This is a genomic window from Shewanella maritima (assembly GCF_004295345.1).
GTDB lineage: Bacteria > Pseudomonadota > Gammaproteobacteria > Enterobacterales > Shewanellaceae > Shewanella > Shewanella maritima.
The window spans coordinates 2,095,852-2,120,444 of sequence record NZ_CP036200.1 but is presented as its reverse complement, the minus strand read 5'-3'; the positions used below and the strand labels follow the sequence as shown (position 1 = coordinate 2,120,444).

Here is a 24,593-nt window from a genome sequence, read left to right as displayed (position 1 = left end):
GTCAAGTGTGAGGCGCTTTGTAAAAGCGTGCAAAGTCATCTAAATCGCATTTTATTTCGTATCGCAAATCACTAAAATCATAATCATAAAAATAATCAAATCTAGGAAGCGAGACAGATGAGTAAACCTGTCACTAAAGTGGCGTTAGCCCTATCGCTGAGTGTATTGGCAGCTTGTTCAAGCACAAGCTATTTGGACGAGGCGCAAGTTACCCCTGAGTTGCCGCAAACCTGGTACACCAATGCACAAGCATTAAAAGAGAATCAACCTTGGGTTAATGCCATTGCTACCGAGCAATTGCTAGAGCTTGCCAGTATCGGCCTCAATCGTAATCAGCAGTTGCAACAGCTTGCACTGGAAGTGGAAGTAAAAAAACAGCAACTCAACGTGAATGACGCTAATTTTTGGCCTGAGCTCACAGGTTCAGTCAATGCCGCACGTAATGGCGATAATGACGGTCAGTCAAATAGCAATAGTGCTAGTTTGAACCTTAGCTATGAGCTAGATATTTGGGGCAAGCTGTCTGACAGTGCTCGCGCTGCCAAACTTAATCTATTGGTTGCTGAGTCTGACTATCAACAAGCCCGCGATACCTTAGTTGCAGACATAGTTTCCGCTTATTACAAGGTGGTGAGTTCTCAAGCTCTGGTGAAGTTATACGAGCAGCGAACTGACAACGCTAAAGTGAGCTTTGAGATCATTGAGTCGGGCTATGTGCAGGGTTTAAACACTGCACTTGATGTGTATCTCACACAAAATGAATTTTATAGCCAGCAGTCAAACCTGATATCTCAGCGTAATCAGCTTAATAGTGATATTCGCTCCCTTGAGCGCCTGCTGGGTGGTTACCCCGCGGCTAAGTTGATGGTGGACGCTAAGCTACCACTATTGCCTGAGGGTATTACAGTTGGTGTGCCGAGCGAGCTGGTTAAGCGCAAGCCATCGCTACAAAGCGCTTGGTATAAATTGTTAGCTCAAGATGCCAACGTTGCTTACACCCAAAAGCAGCGCTACCCGTCGCTGAGTCTTGGTGGCAGCTTTGGTAGCAGTGGTAGTGAGTTTGCTAACTTGATTGACGGTGACTACACCAGCTGGTCGGTGTTTGCTGGGTTAACGTCGCCTATCTTCAACGCGGGCAAGTTAAAGGCACAAACCGAGCAACAAAAGCTGATTTTGAAGCAGCAAGAGCAGCAGTACTTAAATACTTTGTTTAGTGCATTTGAGCAGGTTGAAAACGCGCTCGACTTAGATGCCAGCTTACAGCTGCAATATCAGTCAACGCTAAAATCGCAAGAAAACGCGCTACAAGCAGAAACGTTATCGTTTGAGAAATACCAAAGCGGCTTAGAAAGTTACACCACAGTGCTCGATGCTCAAGACCGCTCTTTTGTCGCGCAAACTTCAGTTATTAATCTTAAAAATCAAATTATTGCTAACCGTATCCAGCTGCACCTAGCGTTAGGTGGTGAGCTAGATAAAGGCATTAGTATGCAAGATAGTCAAGCAAGCCAGGCGCAAGTCGCTGTGGCTCAAGCGAATGGGGAACAACAATAAAATGCTAAATAAAAAATACCTTATTCCTGTAGCCATCGTTGCAGTCGTTGTGGCAGCAATCATGTGGATTACCAGCAATCCGCCAACCTCAAAACGCGGCCCTAAAAAGTCGGCCGCCAATGTGACCGTCGAGACGCAAACCATAAAACCGCAAGCCTATCAAATTGAGGTCAGTAGCTTTGGCGTGGTCAAGCCGCGTACCCAAAGCTCGCTGGTGGCACAGGCTTCAGGGCAGATCTTAACCATTAGCCAAAACTTCCGTGAAGGTGGTTTCTTCAAGCAGGGTGAAGTGCTAGTGCAGCTTGACGATCGTGATTATCAAGCTGAGGTTAAAGTTGCTCAGGCTGGATTGCTGCAAGCACAGCAAAGTTTACTGGAAGAGCAAGCGCGCGTTGAACAAGCCTTGATCGATTGGAAGCGTTTAGGCAACGGCCGCGAGCCAAACGACTTGGTGTTACGTAAGCCGCAACTAGCCGCCGCGCAAGCTGCTATGCTGTCGAGCCAGGCACAGTTAGACAAAGCCTTGTTAGCACTCGAGCGCACCCAAGTAGTAGCGCCATTTGATGGCCGTATTTTACAAAAAAATGTTGATATCGGTCGCGTGGTGACTAGCAACTCTGAGCTAGCGACGATTTATGCTACTGATTATGTGGAAATCCGTTTGCCAATTCATAACCGAGATTTGGCCCTGGTCGAGCTACCAGAGCAAGGTAAGTCAGCCGTTGCACCGGTTGAGTTTGAGTCTGACTTAGTGGGTCGTCAGCTGTGGCAAGGGCAGTTAGATCGCACTGAAGGCGCGATTGATGACAGTTCGCAGCAATTGTACGTTGTTGCGCAAATTGATGATCCGTTTAGCTACCAACAGGGTAAGCAGACGCCACTAAAAATTGGCCAATACCTTACGGCTAAAATACAAGGTAAAACGCTCCAAAGCTCGATTGTTATCCCAAGTAGCGCCATTTATCAGGGCAGCTATGTTTATCGTGTACGCGATGGAGTATTGCTACGCACAGATGTGAATATCCTTTGGCAAAATGGCACTGATGCTGTTATCTCGTCAGGTTTAAGCCCACAGGATGAATTGGTGTTAACTTCGCTCGGTCAAGTCAGTTCGGGTACGCCAGTAGCCATTGCTGGTGAAGCGAAACCTAAACGTCAGCGCACAGCTGACGCTCCAGCTGGCGAACGAGGCCCTCGTGGTAATGGTGACAAGCCGCGCAGTAAACCTGAAAACGCTCCTAAGAAGGAGGCGACCCTATGATAGCCTGGTTTACCCGTAACCATGTCGCGGCCAACTTACTGATGCTGTTTTTGTTGGTGATTGGCCTTGGTTCATTATCAACGCGCATTCCGCTAGAAGTGTTTCCTAGTGTCGAATCAGAAGTGGTCTCGGTTAGAGTATCGCTTAAAGGTTCAACGCCTGAGGATGTAGAAAAAGGCGTGACTATTCGTGTTGAAGAGGCGGTTCAAGATCTAGAAGGGATCAAGAAAATTACTTCAACTTCCTCGGAATCATCGTCTAACGTCAACATTGAAATTGATAGTGGCTATGAGCCTCGTGAATTACTAGCCGACATTAAAAGTCGCGTTGATGCGATTAACACCTTTCCTGTAGATGCTGAAAAGCCCGTTATTGCCTTAGCTCAGCGCAAGCGAGATGTACTCGCTGTTACTGTGACTAGTCAATACAGTGAAAAAGAAACCCTAGAGTTTGCCGAGGTGGTTCGCGATGAGATGTTGCGTTTAGAGGGGGTTACTCAACTTGAGCTTGCAGGGGTACGCAATTACGAAGTCACGCTTGAAGTACCGCAAGATAAGCTGCAACAGTACAATTTAACGTTAAACCAAATTTCTAATGCTATTAGTGCTTCTAGTGCCGATATTTCGGCCGGTAACCTGCGCACCGATGGTGGCGATATTCTATTGCGTTCAAAAGGTCAGGCTTACTATAAAGATGAGTTTTCTGACATCGTCATTAAGACAGCGGCTGACGGGACCATTATTCGTTTAAGTGATATTGCCTATGTTCAGGACGGCTTTGAAGAAACACCGGTTCGTACACGATTTAACGGCGAAAAGGCGGTATTTATTGATGTATACCGTATCGGTCAGCAAAGTGCGATTGAAGTGGCTGACAAAGTAAAAGATTACATTGATCAGCGCCAAGACTCTTTACCAGCCGGTTATACGCTAAGTTATTGGGACGATGACTCACTGATTGTGAAAAACCGCATATCCACCTTAGCGGGTAGCGCGATGCAAGGCGGTATTTTAGTGCTGTTACTGCTGACTTTGTTCCTACGTCCATCAATCGCTTTTTGGGTGTTTATCGGCATTCCTGTGTCATTTATGGGCGCATTTATCTTCATGCCGTTTTTTAATGTGTCGTTAAACGTCATGAGCTTATTTGGCTTTATTCTGGTGTTGGGTATCGTGGTGGATGACGCCATTGTTACCGGCGAGAATATCTATAGCCACTTAAAAACCGCACCTAATGGTGAAACAGCAGCGATCAATGGCACTAAGGAAGTTGCGGCACCGGTTACCTTTGGTATTTTGACCACAGTGACGGCATTCCTGCCTATGCTGTTCATTGAAGGTACACGTGGCGCTATCTTCGCTCAGATTGCTATTGTAGTTATCCCTGTGCTGCTGTTTTCGTTGATTGAATCTAAGTTTGTACTGCCAGCGCACCTTAAGTACATCAAACTTCGCCATGAGAAGAAAAAGCAAAACAAGCTAGAGCAACTGCAGCAAGCTTTTGCTGATGGCTTTGAGCGCGCGATTATTAAGTTCTATCAGCCTTTCCTGCGTATTGCGTTGAAGAACAAAGCCGCGACGCTTAGCTTATTTACTGGCGTCCTGTTGATTATTGCTGCGTTAATCTCAACAGGCTGGACTAAGTTTACTTTCTTCCCACGTATCCCGAGCGAGACAGTGCGTTTAAGCCTGACAATGCCAGCAGGTACACCATTTGAAGTGACTAATAAACACCTAGTTGCTATAGCTGATAAAGCCAAGATCTTACAAGACAAGTATATCGATGAGCTTACAGGTGAAAGCATCATCATGAATATCCTGGAAACCACTGGCGGTCGTGGTGGTACCTCTAATGCGGGTAATGTGCGTTTTGAAATCACGCCGCCAGAGTCACGGGTATCTGATATCACCTCTGCACAACTTGTTGCAGAGTGGCGTCGAATGGTGGGTGATGTACCGGGAGCTGAGTCGTTAACTTACCGTGCTGAAATTGGTCGAAGTTCAGATCCTATTGATGTACAACTCGCAGCAAGCTCACTTGAAACGTTAGATAAGGTGGCTGAAGAGGTAAAAGCCCATTTAGCGACTTATCCAACCGTGTTTGAAATTGCTGATAGCCTGTCCGACGGTAAAGAGGAACTGCACATTGAGTTAACTGAGCAAGGTAAGGCGCTTGGTTTAACCCGCAGTGAAGTGGTCAGCCAGGTGCGTAGTTATTACTACGGCTCACAGGCACAGCGTATTCAGCGTGGCCGTGATGATATTGAGGTGATGGTACGCTTGCCACTTGATGAGCGTAAGTCATTAGCTGATCTAGAAAAAGTGCTGATTAGTACAGGCCAGGGTACTCAAGTACCTTTAGGGCATGTAGCTAAAATGACCTCAGGAAAAAGTCCATCAACCATTAAGCGTATTGATCGTTACCGCGTCTTAAACGTCACCGCTGATGTCGACAAAGACAATACTAATATGACGGTGCTTCAGGCGAGCTTGAAAGAGTACCTAGATGGTCTAGTTGCTCAATATCCTGGTGTAACTTACGAGCTTGAAGGTGAGGCGAGGGAGCAAAGAGACAGCTTTGGCTCACTGCAGTGGGGTCTAGTGTTTGTGTTCTTCATGATCTACAGCTTACTGGCGATTCCGTTTAAGTCTTACATTCAGCCGTTGATTGTGATGAGTGTGATTCCATTTGGTCTAATCGGCGCGGTTGTTGGTCACTGGTTGATGGGCAGCCCGCTGACTATTTTCAGTATTCTCGGTATGCTGGCCTTGATTGGTGTGGTGGTCAATGACTCACTAGTATTGGTTGATTTCATCAACAAGAAGCGTGAAGAGGGCATGGAGCTGGTTGAAGCGGTATTAACCGCGGGCGCTAAGCGCTTTAGACCAGTCATGTTGACCAGTTTGACTACCTTTATTGGTTTAATGCCTTTGCTACTTGAGCAATCAACTCAGGCGCAGTTCTTAATCCCAATGGCGATATCACTGGGCTTTGGTATCATTTTTGCGACCTTTATTACGCTGATTTTAGTACCAGTAAACTACATGGTGGTTGAGCGCGTAAAAGGGGTAAAAGTCGATGCTGAGGCTTACGACAAGGATTATGGCGACAGTTTTGCTGTGCCAGTCCAAATGTCGACCCAAGAACCAGCTCATGTAGTTGAAGCTAAGTAACGCTTAAGCGTTAAGGTGTCTCTAGATTAAACAGCTACCCAGATTGGGTGGCTGTTTTTGTTTGCATCTATCGCACTGAGTGACTGCATGTGTACCCCATTTGGAATCAATCCTACGCGCTATTTCCGCAAGACGCCGTGATGGCTTCGCCACGGCATTCCTGCCGAGAAAACTTACTCCAATAGCTCGTAGGGTTTGTATGAGTACCGATGACGAGTTAGCTATAGAAAATAAAATTGCGTAAATAATTTACCCTTACGTCAATGTGTCTGTGGCAAACATCTACTTATCATTCATCCCAAGTTAAACAACAAGCTAATTGTTAGCGCAAAAATGAGATGCGCCGTTGGCTTGCTAACTAATACCGACAAGCAAGAGGATGAAGATGATGACAGATACTAAGCAAACAAATGACACTAACCAAACACTTGGCGGTGAAGATAATAAAAAGAAACTTATCTTTGGTGGTGGCGCAGTTGTAGCGGTATTACTGCTACTGTCGCTTACCAGCAGTGCAGATACGGGGAACCTGGATCAAACCTTTCCTGTCGATGCATCGGTTGCTGAGCAATGTGAGTTTTTAGGTAATTATGAGAGCAGCATGATGCAGGCTGCAGTTGATGGCTTCTCTGCTAGTGACATTAAAGAGCTGATGCGTGAAGACATGATCGATTCAGATCAATTCGACCGTTCACCAGCGAAGATGTTTTATGAGTTAAAAGAGTCACGTATTCGCAAAATCGACAAATTAGTGAAAAGTCTTGAGAGCGAAGACTTTAAAGAGATGAGCACTGAAGAAGTCGAGGCGAAAATTGCTAAGCAAGGCAAGCGCCGCGAACAACGTTGTTTAGACCGTTTCGCTGAGTCGTAAATCTGCGCAGCTGAATAACAAAATGCACCGTTAAGCGGTGCATTTGGGTTTTCAGTCCTAAATTATCTATTTCAGTAAGCGGTTATCGTTTATTCAGACATCGTCAGTCAGTTCTAATACTCTAAATCTCTGCGGGGCAATCGTTAGCCTCCGTTGCAATGACATTTAAAGCTCGCAGCAAGCACATCCCCTCTCTATTTTACAAGAATGCTCGACGAAAACATCCATGTTTTCAAAGGCTTTAAATGCTATCGCAACTCTAAGCTATATCTTCAGTTGATTAGGTTACCTTCTAAGGGGAGCACGCAAATCCGTCTTCTTTAGAAGGTGGTAATTTGCGGCCCAGAAACAACTCGCTTTGCTGCAACACTGTTTTAGGCTGGGTATAATTAAGCTTGGTTATTCATTCGAGAAATGTCCTTATGTTGCAGTTTATAAAGTATCAAAACCACCATCATGACAGTGTGATTGAGCTGTTTAAGCACACGTTTAGTGACTCTGAAGGGGAAGCTGAAGGTAAGGTAATTGGCGAGCTTGTAAATAATATGCTCGACACTACCGACGCAGATGAGCTAGTTGGTGCATTGGCCTTTGAAGATGACGCACTGGTTGGCGCGATTATGCTAACGCCTATGCCAGTGTCTAGCGGTCACAGCTGTTATTTGTTATCACCAGTTGCGGTCGCGACAAGCGAGCAAGGTAAAGGCGTTGGGCAGCAGTTAATAAACTGGGGCAAGCAACAATTAGTTGAGCGTAATGTCGACTAGTTATTCACCTATGGTGACCCAAATTATTACTGTAAAGTAGGCTTTGAAGCGATAACTGAAGATGTGGTGCAAGCCCCTCATAAGCTCAGTTATCCCAATGGTTGGATAGCCCAATCACTGTCGGGTAAGGCTATTGATGTGCAAGGGGTTACATCGCAATGTGTTAGCGCGTTAGATGCCGCTGAATACTGGTAACGCTAGTTTTTGGTAAGTGGCCTCTTAGCAGCACTTACCTGATTTAGGTGTGTACTCGATTAAGTTGCCGTGTGCATCTAAGGTGAATTTGCAGCATTGGTTGAGCAGCCCATGCAGTGCCTGGCGACTTTTTTGCACTCGAGACTTTAACGTCGAGTACTTAATCTGTTTTCGCGCCGCGTAGTCTTTTTGTGCTTCCCCATTTAGCTCAACAGCAGTGAGCAGCTCAGCTTGCTCGCTGGGAAGAGCATTGATAAATGGTGTAATACAGGCTGACATTTGTTGGTAGATATCTTCGCTTTCGATGAGCTCTGTTGTCAAAGAGTGCGTGGCTGCAAGCTCTGATTGCAGAGCGTTGCTTGAATCTTCACTGTGTTGCTGGCTTGTATTTTCGTAAAGAGAGCCAGTTACTTGGCCTTTATTGTAACTGGCGCGACTGCGGTAAAAGTCGATGATGGTGCGGTTAGCGATTTGGAATAACCAGGACTTGAGTTTTTTCGCATCATTGAGCTTATCTAAACTGTGATAGCTCTTGATTAGAATTTCTTGCAACAGATCGTCCACGTCATCCAAATTGGCAACGTTTTTCGCGAGAAATGCTTTTAAACTGCTGCGGTACTGTGACCAAATCAGTTCAATGTTTACCTCAACCTCTCTTGTCATATTTGCTCTCTTTTTAAGCTTGGGTATAACTATATAACCTAAACTCTGGACAATAAATCGGTTTCTAACGGCTATTTTTGCTCGTCTCTTAGTAATAAAGAGGGTGTTGAAGCTACTTGCAATAGACCAGCTATTGACGCGCAACTTCGCCTTGAACTAAACAAAACTATCTCGCTAGAAACATTAAGCTAGGTATAGCGCTGTTTCAGAGCGCTATTGACACTTCCTTATCCCAAATTCAGGTTATATGCAAACCATCTAGGCGCGCTGTGATATCCATCGATTTGGATGACAGCCCGCCTAGATAGGGTTGGTAGTTAAATGCTAATTGTTAGCAGCAGCTACCTTTAGTTGAGGTTGGTGTTGTTGGGCAACAATCCGCTTTAACTTGTTCGCTGCAGCAGTCGTCTTTACAACAATCATCCTTGCAGCAGTCGTCTTTGCAGCAGTCGTCTTTGCAGCAGTCGTCTTTGCAGCAATCGTCTTTGCAGCAATCGTCTTTACAGCAATCGTCTTTACAGCAATCGTCTTTACAGCAATCATCACTGCAACACTCTTCGCTGCACATTTCACCACACATTTCGTAGCAACTGTCTGAGCAGCTCGGTGCATTTTCAGCAATGTAAGTGTTGCTGAGGTAAAAATCACTAAACTTTTCAACAAAATCATCAGCTACAGTTTGTTCTATAAGCCCTGACTCAAGCAGGTTTTGTTGCCATTGCTGCACCTTGGGTAGACAACACAGTAAGTCGTGTCCGGTTGCTTGTTTGACGATATGTGCACGGTGTAATAGTGGCAACCAAGCAATATCGACATTGCTAATGCTATCTGATTTAAAGAACTTGTTGCCTTTGCTGGCTTTAGCTTGAGCACTTAGCTGTTTCTCAACTTTAGCAAACGCTTTATGTAACTTGCCGCAGCGCTCAACAAAGGTTTGCTCATCCTGGCTACGCATGGTGCTGCATTGGGCCAAGTAATGCTTAGTTCCCAAATAGCTCCAAGCTCGGTCTAGTGCACGCTGCTCATTCGTGACGTCGAGTTCTAATGAGCCGTATTCATCTTCGATATATTCAATAATGGCATCAGACTCAAATAGTGCGGTGTCCGCTTCGGTGATCAGCACTGGCACCTGGCCATTCGGCGAGATATCTAAAAACCACTGTGGTTTGTCTTTTAGGCTGATGTATTCAACTTCAAACGCAATGTTTTTCGCCGCTAGTGCAGCAGTGACGCGTTGAACAAAAGGACAGATTTTAAAACTTACAACTTTAATCATTTGGGGCTTCCTGGATTTTTATATCGTTAAAAGGTATCGAAATAATTCACTTACCTATAAGACGAAGCCCGATGAAAAAAGACGAAAGAATTTTGAAATAAATTCAAAATTCTTTCTAAGTGCATGTAATTCAGAAGATAAGCTAACTATAAAATGCTGCGCCAACTGCCAGCAGTACGAACAATGCAGCTGTGACTTTTCGGATAAGCGCTAGCGGCAACTTGTCAGCCGACAGCTTACCGATTAGTACCACAGGGACGTTGGCTAATAGCATGCCTATGGTGGTGCCTAGTACAACCATGGCAAGTGCGTCTGCGTATTGAGCGCCTAGAATTGAGGTGGCAATTTGGGTTTTGTCGCCAATCTCTGCCACAAAAAAGGCAATGAAACTGGCGATAAATGGCCCTTTATTGGAGATTTGCTCGTCATCATCTAGTTTGTCTGGCACCAGAACCCAGGCTGCCATGGCAAGAAAGCTGATAACTAACACCCAATTAAGTATTTGTGGTGATAAGTAGTCGGCGACGACGACACCTAGATAGGCCGCTAGTGCATGATTAGCGATGGTTGCCAGAAAAATCGCGGCAATGATGGGTACAGGTTTACGGTAACGGCTGGCTAGCAGCAATGACAGTAGTTGAGTTTTGTCACCAATCTCAGCCAGTGCGACTGTGGTGATAGAAATAGCTAGTACGCTCACAATTAGATTCTTATAGAGGTGGGATTGTTCAAACCAAGACAATACGCCACGCCCCACCTCGGTTCGTGTGTATTGTCTATGGTCTCACTAAATCCTATGTCACTGATGTGGCAAGAAGATCTCATACACCATGGTGATTTTGCACCAATTATGTTGATGTACAAACTGCAGCTTTATTGTGCTAGCAGTAAGTTACTCCCCAAAGACGCCGCTGATGATAAATTCAGCGGCGCTGAATTGCAACTCCTACACTTGTTCAAACACGTCGATGTTTACCAAAGTAATTTTTAACCAAAGGGATTTTTTACCAAAGTGACCTGGCTCAAATATTAGCTAAAGTGAGTTGATTTAGTTTGATAGTCAAAATAAGCTGCAAATATAGTTTGGTAGTCAAACTATTTGTGGGTCAAATAATCTAATCCTACTTTCCAAAGTCCAAAAGGAGCTGTTGTGACTTTTAGCAATCAACACCAACATAATTTTTCCTCTCAACACGACAAGGGTGAGCGCCGCACGTTTTATGTATTACTGCTGACCGTTACTGCTATGGTGGTTGAGATTGTCGCCGGAACCTTGTTTGGCTCGATGGCATTGCTTGCCGACGGTTGGCACATGGGGACTCACGCGGCAGCATTTTGTATTACCTTGTTTGCGTATCGCTATGCTCGCAAACATGCTGATTCTGACCGTTACTCATTTGGCCCAGGCAAGGTGAGCGTACTTGGTGGCTACACCAGTGCTATCGTGCTGGGCATTGTCGCGTTAATGATGATAGTGGAGTCGGTGCACAGGCTGCTCGAGCCGCAAACAATCCACTTTAACGAAGCGATTATGGTGGCGTTTATTGGTTTAGCAGTAAATGTCGCCAGTATATTTTTGCTGGGTGATCACCATCATCACGATCATTCGCATGGGCATTCCCACGGGCACTCTCACGGCCATTCTCATGAGCATAGCCACTCCCATGAACACGGGCATTCACACTCTGGTGATCATAGCCATTCGCATGAGCATCATCATGACCACAACCTGCGCGCCGCTTATATGCATGTACTTGCTGATGCGCTGACCTCGGTATTGGCAATCGTGGCATTATTGTTTGGTAAGTTCTACGGTTGGCATTGGCTCGATGCTGTTATGGGCATTGTGGGCGCTGTGGTGATTATGAAATGGACCTATGGTTTGATGCAGCAAACAGGCCCAGTACTGTTAGATGAAAACATTGACGAGCCGTATCGCGACGCTATTGAAATTGCGCTTAAACCTTATGCTAAAGTCACCGATTTACACATGTGGAAAATCAGCGGTCATCATTATTCTGCCGCCTTGATTATTGAAGCGCATGGGGATAAAACTGTGGCTGAATACAAGCAACTTTTAAGTCAGTTTGATAAGATCAGTCACCTAACATTAGAAGTTCATCCTTCGCCCCTATCGGTTAATAAAAGCCTAGCACCCAAATAAAGAGTACCCATGAGCCAAACTAGCCAGATCCAACAGCTAAACCAAAAATTGACTGAGTTCTACGACAAAATGGCGTCGTGGGAGCAGTCTGTGGTGAAAGAAACGGGTTACAGTTTGGCGCAAACTCACACTATTGAAGTGCTTGGCTGTCATGGTGCGCTGCGGATGAAAGAGCTCGCTGAAAAGCTGGCGATCACCACTGGCACACTCACAGTGCAGGTAGATAAACTCGTGAGCGCAGGGTTAATTGAACGCTGCGCTCATCCAGAAGATCGCCGCGCAATTGTGGTGAAACTAACCGCAGAGGGCGAGGTTATTCACCGCCAACATAACCAGCTGCATCTGGATTTAGTGACCGATTTAACCAGCGACCTTAGCAACGACGAAGCCAAGGTACTGCTCAGTTGCTTGGGTAAGATTAATAGCGCGTTTTAGCGCTGCTATTCCTTGTGTTTGGGTAGTAGCCCGCGCCTAGCGTTTTCCTGTCATTGTCCATTTAGTCTCATTGTAGAAACACTCTCTTGCAAAAACGCAGCTTGGACCTGTGGATTTGCTGATGATTTTGTCCCCAGTTTTTGCCACACTGTAGCCACTCAAAATATACAACGATAAAGCAGTCGAGAAGATTGCTATTGATAACAACAAGGATGCCCCATGAAAGCCGTCTCACTAGTGTGTGCCAGCCTCGCTTTGGCGTTTTCTAGTTTCAGCCACGGTGCTGCAATCGACAAAGCCAATATCCAACGCCTAGGCCCAGTTAATTTTTCTACGTCACAGCCACTATCAGCTGGTGCTCATGCTGATAGTTTGCGCAGCAATTTAGTTAGCTCACTAAGCTCAAGCGCTAAAGGTATTGAGCTTTTTGGTCAAGATTTTGATTGGGCTAATGCCAGCAAAGCTGCAGCATCTGATGCGGGTTGGTTAGCTTACCGACTGCAGTTAAGCACAGAGCGTTATACCCAAGGTACGTTAACCATTGCCGGGCTTGAGAAGCCACAGGTTTATGTTAACGGTCAGCTAGTTAAGGCTGACGACAAAGTCGATTTAGACTTGCGCACCGGTGATTATCAGGTGCTAGTACTGGCTGATGGACGTGTTGCAGACACTGAGTTTAGCCTAGATTGGCAAGGTAAGTCTGACGTTGATAGCCCAAGCTTTAACACTACAGACTCACACCGCGTATCGTACGAGCAATTATTCGACTCGAAAGTGGTCAGCAGCTTAAGCTTGTCGCCAAATGGTAAATACCTACTGCAAACCACCACTGAATACTTACCTGGCGGTGACGGCAAGGCGACTAAAGTTACTGAGTTAATGCAGGTTTCAGGTAAAGAAGTCTTGTATCGCTGGCAAGGTACGCTGCCAGCTAGCACGGCTTGGTCAGATAACAGTAAGCAGCTCGCTTTTGTCGCTGATGGCAAAGTGCAACTGCTAAACATTAAAGATATCAGCATTAAGACGCTTGCTAGCGAGCTTGAAGGCGTGTCAGGCCTAAACTGGTATGGCGACGATTTACTCTTTAGCTGGCAAAAGCCATTTAAAGCCGATGACAAGGCAACCAATAAGCGCTTTAAAGCGTTAGAAGATCGCTGGACCTACTGGCGTAACAATAGCCAAATCTACCTATTAGATGTCGACTCAGGTTTTATGCGCCAGCTTACTCAAGGTGAGCTAAGCAGCAATCTGGTTGATAGTGATGCTAAGCGTGGCAAGCTGTTGCTGACTCGCTATCCGGTTGATTATAAGCAACCTGCACACACGCTATCACAGTTGTTTGAGCTAGATGTAGCAAGCCTTGAAGAAACCAAGATTGGTGAATATCGCACCTTAAATGATGCCATGTATACCGAAGATGGTATGTACATGATGGCTGGCCCAGACTTTATGAATGGCCTGGGCGTGCAAGATAAGTCAGTTGTGGTGAACAACTATGACGGTCAATTGTACTGGCGTAGTAACTCTGGTGAAGTTAAAGCGTTAAGTAAAGATTTTGACCCAGCTATTGGCGGCGCGCAAAAGCTTAGTAATGACGACCTAGTTGTACGTGTAACTGAGGGCGATCGCGCTCAGCTATATGTGTTTGATATCAGCCGAGGCAGCTTTAAAAAGCTAAAAGCCGGCCTTGATATGGTTAATCGCTTTAGCGTGGCAGCCGATCAGTCTAAGCCTGTACTGGCGTTCGCCGGTAATTCGGCAACTGTGCCGCAGCAAGCTTACTTTATGAAGTCAGGCAAAAAGACCAAACTGTTTGACAGTGTTAAGTCTGAGTATGCCAACACTCGCCTAGGTGAGATTAAAGACTTTGATGTGACCAACAAAGACGGCGTTAACATCGATGGTCGCGTATACCTGCCAGTTGATTTCGATGCTAACAAAAAGTACCCAGCACTAGTTTATTACTATGGCGGTACTTCACCAGTAAGTCGTAACTTTACAGGTCGTTGGCCATTCAACCTATGGGCGGCGCAAGGATATGTGGTGTACGTGCTACAGCCAACAGGCGCGACAGGTTATGGGCAAAAGTTCAGTGGTCGCCATGTTAACGCATGGGGTGAGTACACGGCTGACGACATTATTGAAAGCACGCAGAAATTCCTTGATGCTCACAGCTTTGTAGACCCTAAACGTGTCGGTAATATGGGCGCATCTTACGGCGGCTTTATGACCATGTATTTAGCGACTAAAACAGATATCTTTGCTGCGTCTATGTCGCATGCGGGGATCAGTAATTTGTCGTCGTACTGGGGTCATGGCTGGTGGGGTTATGCTTATTCTGGCGTAGCAACCAAAGGTAGTTTCCCTTGGAATAATCGCGACATGTATGTCGAGCATAGCCCGCTATATCATGCCGACAAGATCACCACTCCTATGCTGTTATTACACGGCAATGCCGACACCAACGTACCTGTGGGCGAGAGCCACTATATGTACACTGCGCTTAAGCTGTTAGATAAGCCAGTTGAATTGATTGAGTTTAATGGTCAAGACCACCATATTAATGGCCGCGAAGCGCGCTTTGACTGGTGGGATGCCACACTTGCATGGTTCGATTTACACCTAAAAGATCAACCACAATGGTGGAATAAGCTGTATCCAGATAGCGATATTGAAGACGCGGTGAAATAACTAAAGTTTCAGTTGGTAAAATTGACACTAAACAATCTCAAAGCCCTGCTAAAACTAGCGGGGCTTTTTTGATGAATGGTTACTGGGTGACACTTAATACCTGCTGCAACTCATTTACTTCTGCTTGCTGCTCTTTCGCGATCAAGTCCATTAGGTGTTTCATTTGTTGCTCTTGAGCGGGCGTAGGATCATTGCTGCCCAATGTTTGATACAGCTTTTCAAGGGCCATTTCATTAGCTGACAAGTCGCTGTAGCGCATTTGATCTTCTAACATACTTAATTTGGCCTGGTACTGGTCGAGTGTATTTCTGGTGTGGGCCAGTTGCGTAACCTCTTCATCGGCGTCACCAAGTGGTGCACTGCGTTGAAGTTGCATTAATCGTTGCTCCATTTCGTCAATTTTATCTAGCAGGTGCTGTTTTTGTTGCTCATGCTGAACTCTAGAGTCACTGTCATCGCACTCAGCAATGGTTGCATCAGATAGCCCTGTGACCTTTTTCATTTCTTGTTGCATGCAGGCGTTCATTTGATGCTCGTCGATACCATACTGGCTGAGGCAAGTTTTCATGGTGTGTTGAAATGCGCTAATAAGTTGCTGCTCACTCAAGCCAGTACACTTAGCTGTAGTTTTGATGCTGTTAGACTTTTTCAGTTGCGACAAATTGAGCTCAATGAGCATGTCGAGCTGCTCATCTGTGAGTGGCGTAAATGGCTCTGCATGACTGAGCCCCGTGAATGGTAGGGTGAGCGCTATGGCAATGCTGAGTTGAGAGATTAAGCGTTTCATCATTATTCCTTTAATCTAACTAGCGAACTTCATGTTCATAACTGTGTGCTTAAATGTAAGCGACATATATGCTGAGCCTTTCTCTGCGCTTTGCAGCAAGGCTTGAGCATTAGTATTGAGTGATTACAGCTTAGTTGATTATTGAACGAGTGCTAACTTGCAAGAAGAGTTTAGACGGTAATTTCATACCTTAGTTACAACAGCTCCAGTTACAAGAGCTTTGAGGAGAGAGCCTAATCAAAGTTCATCACTTGATCTTCAGCGGCGCGGATCATTAAATCGAGTTTGCCTGATAAATGCAGCTGTTTAATTTTGTCATCAAACATTGGCACTAGACTGGCGTAGCGTTTGTTGAGGTAAATATACAGGTTGTGATTGGCAAGGTTAGGCTGCATCGGCTGAATATCAGTGATCAGGTTTTTGTTGAGAAACTGCATGCCGTCAACATAGCTGGTTATGGCAAAGTCGATGCGCTTCATTCTGAGCAATTCGATAAGTTGCTGCGTCGACATTACCTGCATGACTTGTTTGCTCTCTTCCATGTATCGCATGGTGTGCTTTACCCGCGCACTATGCCAACGTTGGCTTGCTCGAGTTTGTACAGTAGATCACGAGCTTCATCATTGTTTGCCAACGCAAATGCGGTTGTTTTGAGGGCGTAGTAAGGTGTTGGAACCCGTACCACTTGATCGTTGTTTTCGCCATACGAATAAATCCGCATTATCTCCCCTGCAGCAAGCCCTGCTGACACAGCTCGTTCAGCGCGATTTGCAGGTAGCAGTTCTATATCGACTTTGAGTCCCATCTCTTGGCAGAGCTGTTTAAAGACAACATAACCAATTTCTTGCTCCGACAGGTCTTCAATACCTTTGAAGTGCAAGGTGTTGGCAAATAGCGCTGGACTAAAGAGATAACATGCACCACATAACAAGGCGAGAAAGTGTTTGTACGAGATTTTCATTCGCTTATGTGTGAAAGTCATTAGCTGGTGAGCAAGAGTAAAGCTAGTGGCGTCCTTAGCCTTCATTGGGTTAGTGCCTTAACGAGATTCGATAGTGGGGTAAAGTTCTAAACTTAAAGCTAGTTGGCGTTGCTCAATGCGTCAACAGGTTAAGTAAAATAGCGTGGAGAGTGAGGGAGTTATTGCATAGCCAATACTTGTGCTTCGGCGTCGCTGATCATTTTGGCAAGCTGGCCAGTGCGCTTGAGTTGCTTGATTTTGTCATCAAATAACGGCACTAAATCGGCGTGCTGGTGGTTGAGGTAGATATACAGATTATGACTAGCGACATCATACTTTAACGGCACAATACAGTGGATGCTATTGTGCTTAAGAAACTGCAGGCCATCAAGATAACTGGTCAGCGCCAGGTCTACACGCTTGTAGCGCACTAACTTCATCATCTGCTCGGTTGAACTTACCTGAATAACACTTTTGGCAGAATGAACATAATGCGATGTGTGTTTGCCGCCGTGCACTAGGCCGATGTTAGCTTGATTAATATTGTTGACTAAATGCTGGGCATGCAGATTATCTCTTAACGCAAAGGCAGTCGTTTTAAGAGAATAATAGGGTGTGGGCACGCGAATAACATTGCTATTGTCGACACCATAAGCATAGATGCGCATGATTTCACCGGCCGCATCGCCAAGGTTGACCTCACGCTCGGCGCGTTTGGCTGGAATAAGCTCAACATTTACAGGTAGTTCAAGTTGCTCGCTGATCTGCTTAAATACAATTCTTCCCACTTGCTGCTCTGAGAGATCGGTTATCCCATTAAATTGTAAGCTTTCAGTCTTTGATACAGCTGAATATTCAGCCTGTGCTTGAGCTGTGAGATTGGAAAGTAACAGTGCAACCAGGGTGAATCGACAGGCTCGATAGAAATTAACTCGGCATTGTGGCATTGCATGACCTCTGTTGCTTTTGGCCGAGTGGCATGACACTAGACTCAAGCTTTATGCGGGTATTGAGTCCTTCCTGCTTTAGTTTACTGTCCTAGCTTTTGGTGGCGTATTTTTACTTAGCTAGCAGTGGAAATAAACGTTCATCTATACATGTGTTTGTAATCTGTGACATGGCTCACCCAAATTGGTGGGTTACCTATGTGCTCTTGCACTGCATCGATAAAGGTTTTGACGATGGGCGTTGGGTTACGATGCGGGTAAATTGCGTAGATGCCAGTGCCCATAGTCGACAACTTGTGATTAGTGAGTAAAGGCACTAAACCGCTTTGGCTAATTGGCTTGTCTAGGTTGAATAAATCCACTACACAGTAGCCAATGCCGTTTTGTACCGCTTGCATCATAGAGCGTACATCATTGACCTTGTAGCAAGCCTGCATCTTATAGTCTTGTAGCTCGTCAGACTCAGGTGTTGGGCTAATACAGAAAGTATTGAGTAGGGCGTGAGCATTGCTATACACCACTGCTGGTAATTTAACTAGCTCATCTGGCGTTTTCGGTTCACCGTGGCGTTCAATAAAGCTGTTAGATGCAAAAATAGCAAAGTGAGTGTTAGCAATCTTGCGAGCAATTAGGTTAGATTCAGACAACTTACCCATGCGAAAAGTCACATCAAAGTGGTCGCTAATAATGTCAGTTGGTTTGTCATCCAGTGCCAGTGTGACCTGCACATTGGGGTATGCCTGCATAAACTTGGTCACCACAGGTTGAATATATTCCTGACCGAAAAATATCCCAGCACTGATGCGGATTTTTCCCTGCAGTTGCGACTGATAGCCGTCGGCAATGTTTTGGATTTGGGTAAGGTTCTCCACCAGTAACCTTGTTTGTTCAAGAATTTCTTCACCGGCTGAAGTGAGCGAAAACGAGCGGGTCGAGCGGTTGAGTAATTGTACGCCTAGGTCTGCTTCGAGCTTTTTGATTTGCTTAGATAGTTGCGAGTTGTCCATGTCATGTAATGCAGCAGCTTTAGAAAACGAACCTTGCTGAACGACATCAAGAAAGAGGGCTAGCTGTTTAGTGCGAGTGGACATACTCATTGTGGGTATCCAAATTAAGTGAAGCGAAAGCGCGCCTATTCAGTTTATGTAGTTCTTTGGCAGATAACAATTTTGTCGCCAATCTCAGGGTGACATGCAGGGCTGTAGGCACGTATTGCTATTTTTTTAATACTCTTTTTATTTAACCTATTCATCTAATATCACTAATATACGAATTACACTGGTAAATGAGAATCATATTTATTTACCATGTAAATTTTGCTATTTTAGCTTGGTTGAGGTAGCCCAATCTAAGCCTCACAGAAGGCTTGCTAATGGTTATGAGCAAGGAAATTATAGGGTTAAGGTAGTCACATGGGTTCGAAGAGTGCGCTTAAAAAGCTCAAGAAGCTCCACAAAAAGTCACAGAAGCTACAAAAGAAATCGCAGAAGCTGACCAATAAGTCACTCAAGCAACTGAATGCGCTGACAGCAAACCCGGGCGCTATTGCTGCGATGGACCCTGAATTGCGTGAGCAAGTCGGACAATTGTCTGAGCAGGTTATTGGCTCTATGGTATCTGAGCTTATCCAACCGCTTAATCCTGTGATGTCTTGGCTAAATGATGGCGCGGTTTCAATGCCTATCAGCCGCCGCAGCGTGACCCCAACACCTAACCTCGCTGCCAATTCAAGCATAGCCGCAGCGAATACCGCTACTCACTCTGCAAGCTCAGCTAATGCTGCAGGGCGCATTGCCATTGCGCAAGTGCCACTTAAATCTCCACCTTGTAAAAAGTGCCCAGCCAGAATGGGCGGCAACTGTAAGTGCGCGATGAAGAAGTTTAATCTCTGATCACTTATTTATCCCAATTGGTATAAAACAGTTCCAGATACAAAAACGCCTAGATAAGTGACGTACTTATCTAGGCGTTTTTGTATGAATTTGGGTGTCTAACTTACTAGTTTGACGCTATACGCTCATGATCACTCGGCTAATTGAAGGGCCAACTAGACGTGAAAGGGCGATACCTGTAATGCCTTTAACTAGGGTTTTAGTACCAGCAACAACCGCGCTTTCAACAAAAGATGATTTTCCTTCTTCTTGCAACCATTGATGGCTTTGCAAAATCTCTAGCAGGTCATCACAGCTAATTTCTTGATCATCAAAGGTGATAGCCACAGAGCCTGCGTATTTTTGGTGCTTAATGTGTTGCACAGCATCGACTTCTTCAAGCTGTTCAATCAGTTTGGCAACTTCCAAAGGATTTTTACGAATAAAATCAGATCTAACCCGTAAACGTTTGTCCGTTTTATGGATATAGCAATTCATTCGATACCTCCAGCGTAAGCTATATTAGTAACTAGCAATTAATTGATAATCATTTTCATTATCAGCAATGTTAACACCCGACTGTATCAGGGTAAAGGTTCAGTTGAGAATGATTGTTAGTTATTGCCGCTTACGTCGCGTTTTTATTAGAAAACTTACTTGATGACATTGTAAATTTTTTAACTTCATCAATATGAAGCTTAGAAACGTGATCTCAAACAAGTCTGTTTAAAAGGTCAGCTTTTATAATGTATGAATGGAAAAATATCTCGAAAAAGTCATGAAGATGCGCCGCTGGGTGGTGATAGGTCATCACATTCCAGGTCGTGTGCGTTTGAAATATAAATTAGGCATTGTTGCGCAGCTGATGCAGTTTAACCTGCAAAACGTTGACGATGTCATCGCACAAATTCCGGCATTTCGCAGCTATAAGCTTAACAAGGCAACGGGCAGTATCGTGATTGAATATGACGCGAATACCTTACCGCTTGAGCTTGTTGATGACCTATTTGGTGAGTCAGACCAAGCAGCCGAGCGTGCTTATTTTGCCATCGCCCAATACTTATCTGGTGAAGGAATCCAGTTATGAGCCATGAACACCAGCAATATGGCTATCAGCCACAATTTGCTCAGCCAGACCCACAGCAAAATCAGCAAGGACAAGCTAATGCCGCAGATCCTGAGCAGATTGCAGCTTGGGCGCAACAATTAGCTGAGCTATACCAGCAAATGCCTGCTGGTTTTATGCCTCCTCCAGGGATGCATCCACAGCAAGCTAGTGGATACCCGCCACACGGGCACTATGCTCCTCAAGGGCATTATCCACCGCAAGGGCACTATCCGCATCATGGGTATCATCACGGTCACATGCACCCTAACGGTTACCCACCACACATGGTGCCTCCTGGGTTTTATGGTCAGTACCAGCATGGTCAACCTCATTACGCACAACCTCAGGTTCCACCTCAAGGTGAACCAAACCAAGCTGACAATAGTGAGCAAAACGATGCCTTTATCGAACAAGCCCAAGCCATGCTTGAAGGCGTGTTAGGTGAAGAAGCAGGAATGTTTAAAGAACTTTTAGGAAATTTTGGTATGAACGATAAAGAATTCTGGAAAGGCGCCATGGTTGGTGCAGCAGCGGCGCTATTACTAAGCAATGAAAAAGTACGTGGCACGCTAATGAATGCCGTTTCTGGTGCTGGTGATTTACTAAAATCAGGTGGCGGCAAGGTAAAAGATACCGCAACTCAAACCGCGAGCAGCGTGAAAGAGAACGTATCAAACAGCTCTGAAATCTTTAAAGACACTTACAACGCCGGTCGTCAGGGTTTCCAAGAGTCAGTTGAGCGTCACTACAAACAGGACGAGCAGGTTGAACAAGTAGAGCAAGCTGCTGAAGAAGTGGTTGCTATCAGTGAGTCTGAGCAAGAAGTTAAGCCAGCATGAGTAATGCCTACAACCAATTAAGCCCTGCCAGTCGCGCTATGTTAGTTGGCGCTATGGTTGGCGGCGGCGCAACGGTGGCAACGCAGTGGAAGTCATACAAGCAAGGTGATGTACAAGCGGAGCAGCTGGTTAGCCAGGCTACTAAGGCTGCGCTGCAGGCTGCAGCAATTGGCGGTGTGACGACTTATGTCGCAGGCAAAATGGCAGGTCGCCCTGCGTTGTCTTTAATGACCATATTGGCCGCTGGCGCAGCAGGCTTATATCTTGTCGATCAATTTTCAGGTTCTAATTCCCATGAATAAATATCCTCCTTATGGCGCTCCTTACTATGGTCCACATAATCATGGTCCACAAAGCTATGGTCAACCGTACCCGCAAGCAGGGCAACCACAAATGCCCCAAGGTCAGGTAGATCCTGCACAACAAGGCGCAGAACAGCCTTACAAGCAGCAAAACAGCAAAACCCACTTTATGATGGGCTTGGCTGCAGGTGCAGCAGTAGCTTACCTTCTGAGCAATAAGAAGTTACAGCAAAGCGTAAGCTCAACAGGTGAAAAAGCCTGGTCTGCAGTTCGCGGTGAAGTCGAAGAGCTAAAAGAGCGTTTAGAAGACACGCAAGCAGAGCTAGATTACTACCGTAACCTACACAAAGGTGAATAATGACGCCGCTTAGAATAAAGCATCATATTCCAGGGCGAATTCGCTTTAAGCTTGAACGCAGCGCCGAGCTTGCTGATACCAGCGACTGGTTCAAACAAAGCTTAATTGGTATTCAAGGCATTAAAGATGTGCGCGTGAATGAAGACGCCTACTCCATCGTTATTGAATATGACGAAGCCTTGCTCGACAAAGCTACCGTTGAAGCGCGTTTAGCTCAACTAGATATCGCAGATGCCGAGCTAAGTGAAACTGAACATCAGTTTACTCGTGGTGATATTGCCATGAATGCTATTGGCACGCTTGCTGCGGCTATGTTGCCGGGTAAGTGGGGCGCAATTTCGACTGCCACCTTGATTGCACCAACTTTATTAGAGGGTGTGTCAGAGCTGCGCGACAAAAAGGTATCGGTTGAAGTGCTTGATGCCATTGCTGTAGGGCTGTCGGCATATCGTGGTGATTATAAAACCGCGATGATGACCCAAACTCTGATCAGCTTAGGCGAGTATATGGAGCAAGAAACTTGTCGCAAGAGTGACAAGTTACTTGCCGACTTAATGACGCCAACTGAAGCGGTTGTATGGCAGGTACTGGCAAATGGCGAGCGTAAGCAAGTTAACTCAACTGAGCTAAATGTTGGTGATATTGTTGAGCTAGTACCGGGCGATGCTGTGCCAATTGACGGCACTGTAATTGACGGTGCAGCGTTAATTAACCAAGCAGCCTTAACTGGCGAAAGTGTGCCAGTGCGCCGTGAGCAAGATGCGGTTGTCTACTCTGGCTCAAGCGTGTTTGAAGGCACGATTCAAGTGCGTGTTGATAAAGTGGGCAGTGAGTCTACTACAGCTAAAATCGCCCAGCTTATCTATGATTCTCTAAGTGAGAAGAGTGAGATCCAGCAAGTCACTCAAGATATGGCCAATCGCCGGGTGAAGATCACCCTTGGTATGGGCGCAGCTGTGTTTGCGCTTACCCAAGACATTAACCGTGTTGCTTCGGTATTCTTGGTTGACTATTCCTGCGCGCTTAAACTCAGTACGCCAGTGACCTTTAAGTCGATTATGTACCGCGCCGCACAGCAGGGGATTTTGCTTAAAGGTGGTAGCGCCATCGAGAAGCTTGCCGAAGTTGATGTGTGCGTATTTGATAAAACCGGCACCTTAACTTATGGCGATATGGAAGTGACCGATGTGGTGCCGTTTAACTGTAATGGTGACAATTGCGCCCGTGATTTACTTGCTATTGCCGCATCGGTAGAAGAGCACAGTAACCATCCGTTATCGCAAGCGGTAGTTAATGCGGCTAAGCATCATCAATTGCCACATATCGACCACGGCGAAGTGGAGTATGTGATTGCCCACGGCCTTAAAAGCACCCTTAATGGACACTGTTTAGTGATGGGTTCGCGTCACTTCTTAGAGTCCCATGAAGGCGTGGATTTTAGCGGCTATGAAGCGCAAATTCGCGAGTACGAAGCGAAAGGCCGCCATCTGGTGTATGTGTCTCATCAGCAAGAACTGATGGGAATGATAGGTCTGCGTGATCATCTGCGTGATGATGTTGAGCGAACCTTAGCTGATCTGCGTGAGCTTGGCATTAAGCATCTAGTGATGATCTCAGGCGATAGTGTCTACAAGGCAAACAAGCTCGGTGATGAGCTTAAACTCGATAAGGTATTTGCTGAGGCAACACCTGAGTCTAAGTCTGACATTATTGAATCTCTGCAAGCCCAGGGACATAAAGTGATGTTTGTAGGTGATGGTGTTAACGATGCGCCAGCATTAACCAAAGCCAACGTAGGCGTGGCAATGTGTGAAGGCACAGAGCTTGCTCGTCAGGCTGCCGATGTAGTCTTGTTGCAAGACAAGCTTTATGGTGTGGCTGAGACTTATCAGCTATCAAAAATCGCCATGAAGATGATCAATACCAACATCAAGATTGCTGAGTACGTTAACTCAGGCATTATGTTAGCTGCGGCAATGGGCTGGTTAAATCCAACCATGAGTGCACTGCTACACAATGGCACAACACTGGGTATTTTGGCGCGTTCAGTGGCGATTAAAAACGGCTAAGTTAGCAATTGTATATCCAATAAAAAAGCCAGCGACTTAATTGAACGCTGGCTTTTTTGTTTACATGACACGTTAGGTTGAGCCTGCCATGTAATGATATTTTAAGCACGCCGCAAGCACATCCACTCTTTGTTTAACAAGAATGCTCGACGAAAACATCCATGTTTTCAAAGGCTTTAAATGTCATCGCAACTAGATGCTATTGCTATATCTGGTTAGGCGGGGCACTTTCTTCAAGGTGTTTTTTTACCTGCAAGCCTTATTTCGACAGCTATCAATCACTGGCAATCAGCAAGTGCGT

At 45.6% G+C, this 24,593-nt stretch carries 25 protein-coding genes; 16 read left to right on the top strand and 9 right to left on the bottom strand.

The annotated features are described in order from the left end of the window. Nucleotides 1-117 precede the first annotated feature (117 nt). The 6 genes from EXU30_RS08985 (at nt 118) to EXU30_RS20775 (ending at nt 7,821) form a co-directional block, all read left to right on the top strand. Entirely contained in the window at nt 118-1,554 is a 1,437-nt protein-coding gene (locus EXU30_RS08985; protein WP_130599311.1) for an efflux transporter outer membrane subunit, read from the top strand. A 1-nt stretch (nt 1,555) separates the two neighbouring features. Then, nucleotides 1,556-2,815, top strand: a complete 1,260-nt coding sequence (locus EXU30_RS08980) for an efflux RND transporter periplasmic adaptor subunit (protein WP_242620372.1) — start codon at nt 1,556-1,558, stop codon at nt 2,813-2,815. Beyond that, entirely contained in the window at nt 2,812-5,988 is a 3,177-nt protein-coding gene (locus tag EXU30_RS08975) for an efflux RND transporter permease subunit (RefSeq protein ID WP_130599307.1), read from the top strand. The genes EXU30_RS08980 and EXU30_RS08975 overlap by 4 nt, the downstream gene beginning before the upstream one ends. 385 nt (nt 5,989-6,373) lie before the next feature. Further along, nucleotides 6,374-6,859 carry a hypothetical protein gene (locus EXU30_RS08970; protein WP_130599305.1) on the top strand — a complete coding sequence of 162 codons (486 nt, stop codon included), beginning with the start codon at nt 6,374-6,376 and terminating at the stop codon, nt 6,857-6,859. 422 nt (nt 6,860-7,281) lie between these two features. Continuing rightward, entirely contained in the window at nt 7,282-7,626 is a 345-nt protein-coding gene (locus EXU30_RS20575) for a GNAT family N-acetyltransferase (protein WP_242620371.1), read from the top strand. A 66-nt stretch (nt 7,627-7,692) separates the two neighbouring features. Then, complete coding sequence (locus tag EXU30_RS20775) at nt 7,693-7,821, top strand: hypothetical protein (protein ID WP_278044726.1); 129 nt, start codon at nt 7,693-7,695, stop codon at nt 7,819-7,821. A 24-nt stretch (nt 7,822-7,845) separates the two neighbouring features. On the opposite strand, the gene EXU30_RS08960 is transcribed toward EXU30_RS20775, so the two are convergent. From EXU30_RS08960 to EXU30_RS08950, 3 genes are all read right to left on the bottom strand, one after another. Then, nucleotides 7,846-8,484: a sigma-70 family RNA polymerase sigma factor gene (locus EXU30_RS08960; protein ID WP_130599303.1), complete on the bottom strand. Its 639-nt coding sequence runs from the start codon at nt 8,482-8,484 to the stop codon at nt 7,846-7,848. A 331-nt stretch (nt 8,485-8,815) separates the two neighbouring features. Next, entirely contained in the window at nt 8,816-9,760 is a 945-nt protein-coding gene (locus tag EXU30_RS08955; protein ID WP_130599301.1) for a glutathione S-transferase family protein, read from the bottom strand. 142 nt (nt 9,761-9,902) lie between these two features. After that, a complete protein-coding gene (locus EXU30_RS08950) occupies nt 9,903-10,460 on the bottom strand; it encodes a TMEM165/GDT1 family protein (RefSeq protein WP_130599299.1) in 558 nt (185 codons plus the stop codon). A gap of 24 nt (nt 10,461-10,484) precedes the next feature. On the opposite strand from EXU30_RS08950, the gene EXU30_RS08945 reads away from it, so the two are divergent. The 4 genes from EXU30_RS08945 to EXU30_RS08930 all read left to right on the top strand — a co-directional run bounded on the left by EXU30_RS08945 (nt 10,485) and on the right by EXU30_RS08930 (nt 15,050). Continuing rightward, a complete protein-coding gene (locus EXU30_RS08945; RefSeq protein ID WP_130599297.1) occupies nt 10,485-10,751 on the top strand; it encodes a hypothetical protein in 267 nt (88 codons plus the stop codon). 159 nt (nt 10,752-10,910) lie between these two features. After that, nucleotides 10,911-11,924, top strand: coding sequence for a CDF family Co(II)/Ni(II) efflux transporter DmeF (dmeF, locus tag EXU30_RS08940; protein ID WP_130599295.1), 1,014 nt, complete (start codon nt 10,911-10,913; stop codon nt 11,922-11,924). 9 nt (nt 11,925-11,933) lie between these two features. Continuing rightward, nucleotides 11,934-12,359 carry a MarR family winged helix-turn-helix transcriptional regulator gene (locus EXU30_RS08935; RefSeq protein WP_130599293.1) on the top strand — a complete coding sequence of 142 codons (426 nt, stop codon included), beginning with the start codon at nt 11,934-11,936 and terminating at the stop codon, nt 12,357-12,359. A gap of 219 nt (nt 12,360-12,578) precedes the next feature. Beyond that, entirely contained in the window at nt 12,579-15,050 is a 2,472-nt protein-coding gene (locus EXU30_RS08930) for an alpha/beta hydrolase family protein (RefSeq protein ID WP_130599291.1), read from the top strand. A 79-nt stretch (nt 15,051-15,129) separates the two neighbouring features. Here EXU30_RS08930 and EXU30_RS08925 read toward each other — a convergent pair whose 3' ends face one another. The 5 genes from EXU30_RS08925 to EXU30_RS08905 all read right to left on the bottom strand — a co-directional run bounded on the left by EXU30_RS08925 (nt 15,130) and on the right by EXU30_RS08905 (nt 18,842). Next, entirely contained in the window at nt 15,130-15,840 is a 711-nt protein-coding gene (locus EXU30_RS08925) for a hypothetical protein (protein ID WP_130599289.1), read from the bottom strand. A gap of 230 nt (nt 15,841-16,070) precedes the next feature. Then, on the bottom strand, nt 16,071-16,379 hold the full coding sequence (locus EXU30_RS08920) for a type 2 periplasmic-binding domain-containing protein (protein WP_165398998.1): 309 nt from the start codon (nt 16,377-16,379) through the stop codon (nt 16,071-16,073). Between the two features lie 17 nt (nt 16,380-16,396). Further along, nucleotides 16,397-16,864, bottom strand: coding sequence for a hypothetical protein (locus EXU30_RS08915; protein WP_130599285.1), 468 nt, complete (start codon nt 16,862-16,864; stop codon nt 16,397-16,399). Nucleotides 16,865-16,977: 113 nt separating this feature from the next. Beyond that, a complete protein-coding gene (locus EXU30_RS08910) occupies nt 16,978-17,745 on the bottom strand; it encodes a type 2 periplasmic-binding domain-containing protein (RefSeq protein ID WP_130599283.1) in 768 nt (255 codons plus the stop codon). A gap of 140 nt (nt 17,746-17,885) precedes the next feature. Then, nucleotides 17,886-18,842 carry a LysR family transcriptional regulator gene (locus EXU30_RS08905; protein WP_130599281.1) on the bottom strand — a complete coding sequence of 319 codons (957 nt, stop codon included), beginning with the start codon at nt 18,840-18,842 and terminating at the stop codon, nt 17,886-17,888. 315 nt (nt 18,843-19,157) lie between these two features. Here EXU30_RS08905 and EXU30_RS08900 point away from each other — a divergent pair, with 315 nt between their 5' ends. Further along, nucleotides 19,158-19,637, top strand: coding sequence for a hypothetical protein (locus EXU30_RS08900; RefSeq protein ID WP_130599279.1), 480 nt, complete (start codon nt 19,158-19,160; stop codon nt 19,635-19,637). Between the two features lie 117 nt (nt 19,638-19,754). Here the strand turns inward: EXU30_RS08900 and EXU30_RS08895 are convergent, their stop codons facing one another. Continuing rightward, nucleotides 19,755-20,114 carry an HMA2 domain-containing protein gene (locus tag EXU30_RS08895; protein WP_130599277.1) on the bottom strand — a complete coding sequence of 120 codons (360 nt, stop codon included), beginning with the start codon at nt 20,112-20,114 and terminating at the stop codon, nt 19,755-19,757. Nucleotides 20,115-20,370: 256 nt separating this feature from the next. Between EXU30_RS08895 and EXU30_RS08890 the strand changes: the two genes are divergently transcribed. Genes EXU30_RS08890 through EXU30_RS08870 form a run of 5 tightly spaced genes read left to right on the top strand, consistent with a single transcriptional unit; the run spans nt 20,371 to nt 24,292 of the window. Further along, nucleotides 20,371-20,703, top strand: coding sequence for an HMA2 domain-containing protein (locus tag EXU30_RS08890; RefSeq protein ID WP_130599275.1), 333 nt, complete (start codon nt 20,371-20,373; stop codon nt 20,701-20,703). Next, nucleotides 20,700-21,563 (top strand): YtxH domain-containing protein, encoded by an 864-nt coding sequence (locus tag EXU30_RS20380; protein WP_207234109.1) that lies wholly within the window; start codon nt 20,700-20,702, stop codon nt 21,561-21,563. The genes EXU30_RS08890 and EXU30_RS20380 overlap by 4 nt, the downstream gene beginning before the upstream one ends. Next, entirely contained in the window at nt 21,560-21,865 is a 306-nt protein-coding gene (locus tag EXU30_RS08880; RefSeq protein ID WP_130599273.1) for a magnetosome protein MamC family protein, read from the top strand. The genes EXU30_RS20380 and EXU30_RS08880 overlap by 4 nt, the downstream gene beginning before the upstream one ends. After that, nucleotides 21,858-22,223, top strand: a complete 366-nt coding sequence (locus tag EXU30_RS08875; RefSeq protein WP_130599271.1) for a YtxH domain-containing protein — start codon at nt 21,858-21,860, stop codon at nt 22,221-22,223. Before EXU30_RS08880 ends, EXU30_RS08875 begins: the two co-directional genes overlap by 8 nt. Beyond that, nucleotides 22,223-24,292 (top strand): heavy metal translocating P-type ATPase, encoded by a 2,070-nt coding sequence (locus tag EXU30_RS08870; RefSeq protein ID WP_130599269.1) that lies wholly within the window; start codon nt 22,223-22,225, stop codon nt 24,290-24,292. The genes EXU30_RS08875 and EXU30_RS08870 overlap by 1 nt, the downstream gene beginning before the upstream one ends. Nucleotides 24,293-24,593: the final 301 nt, after the last annotated feature.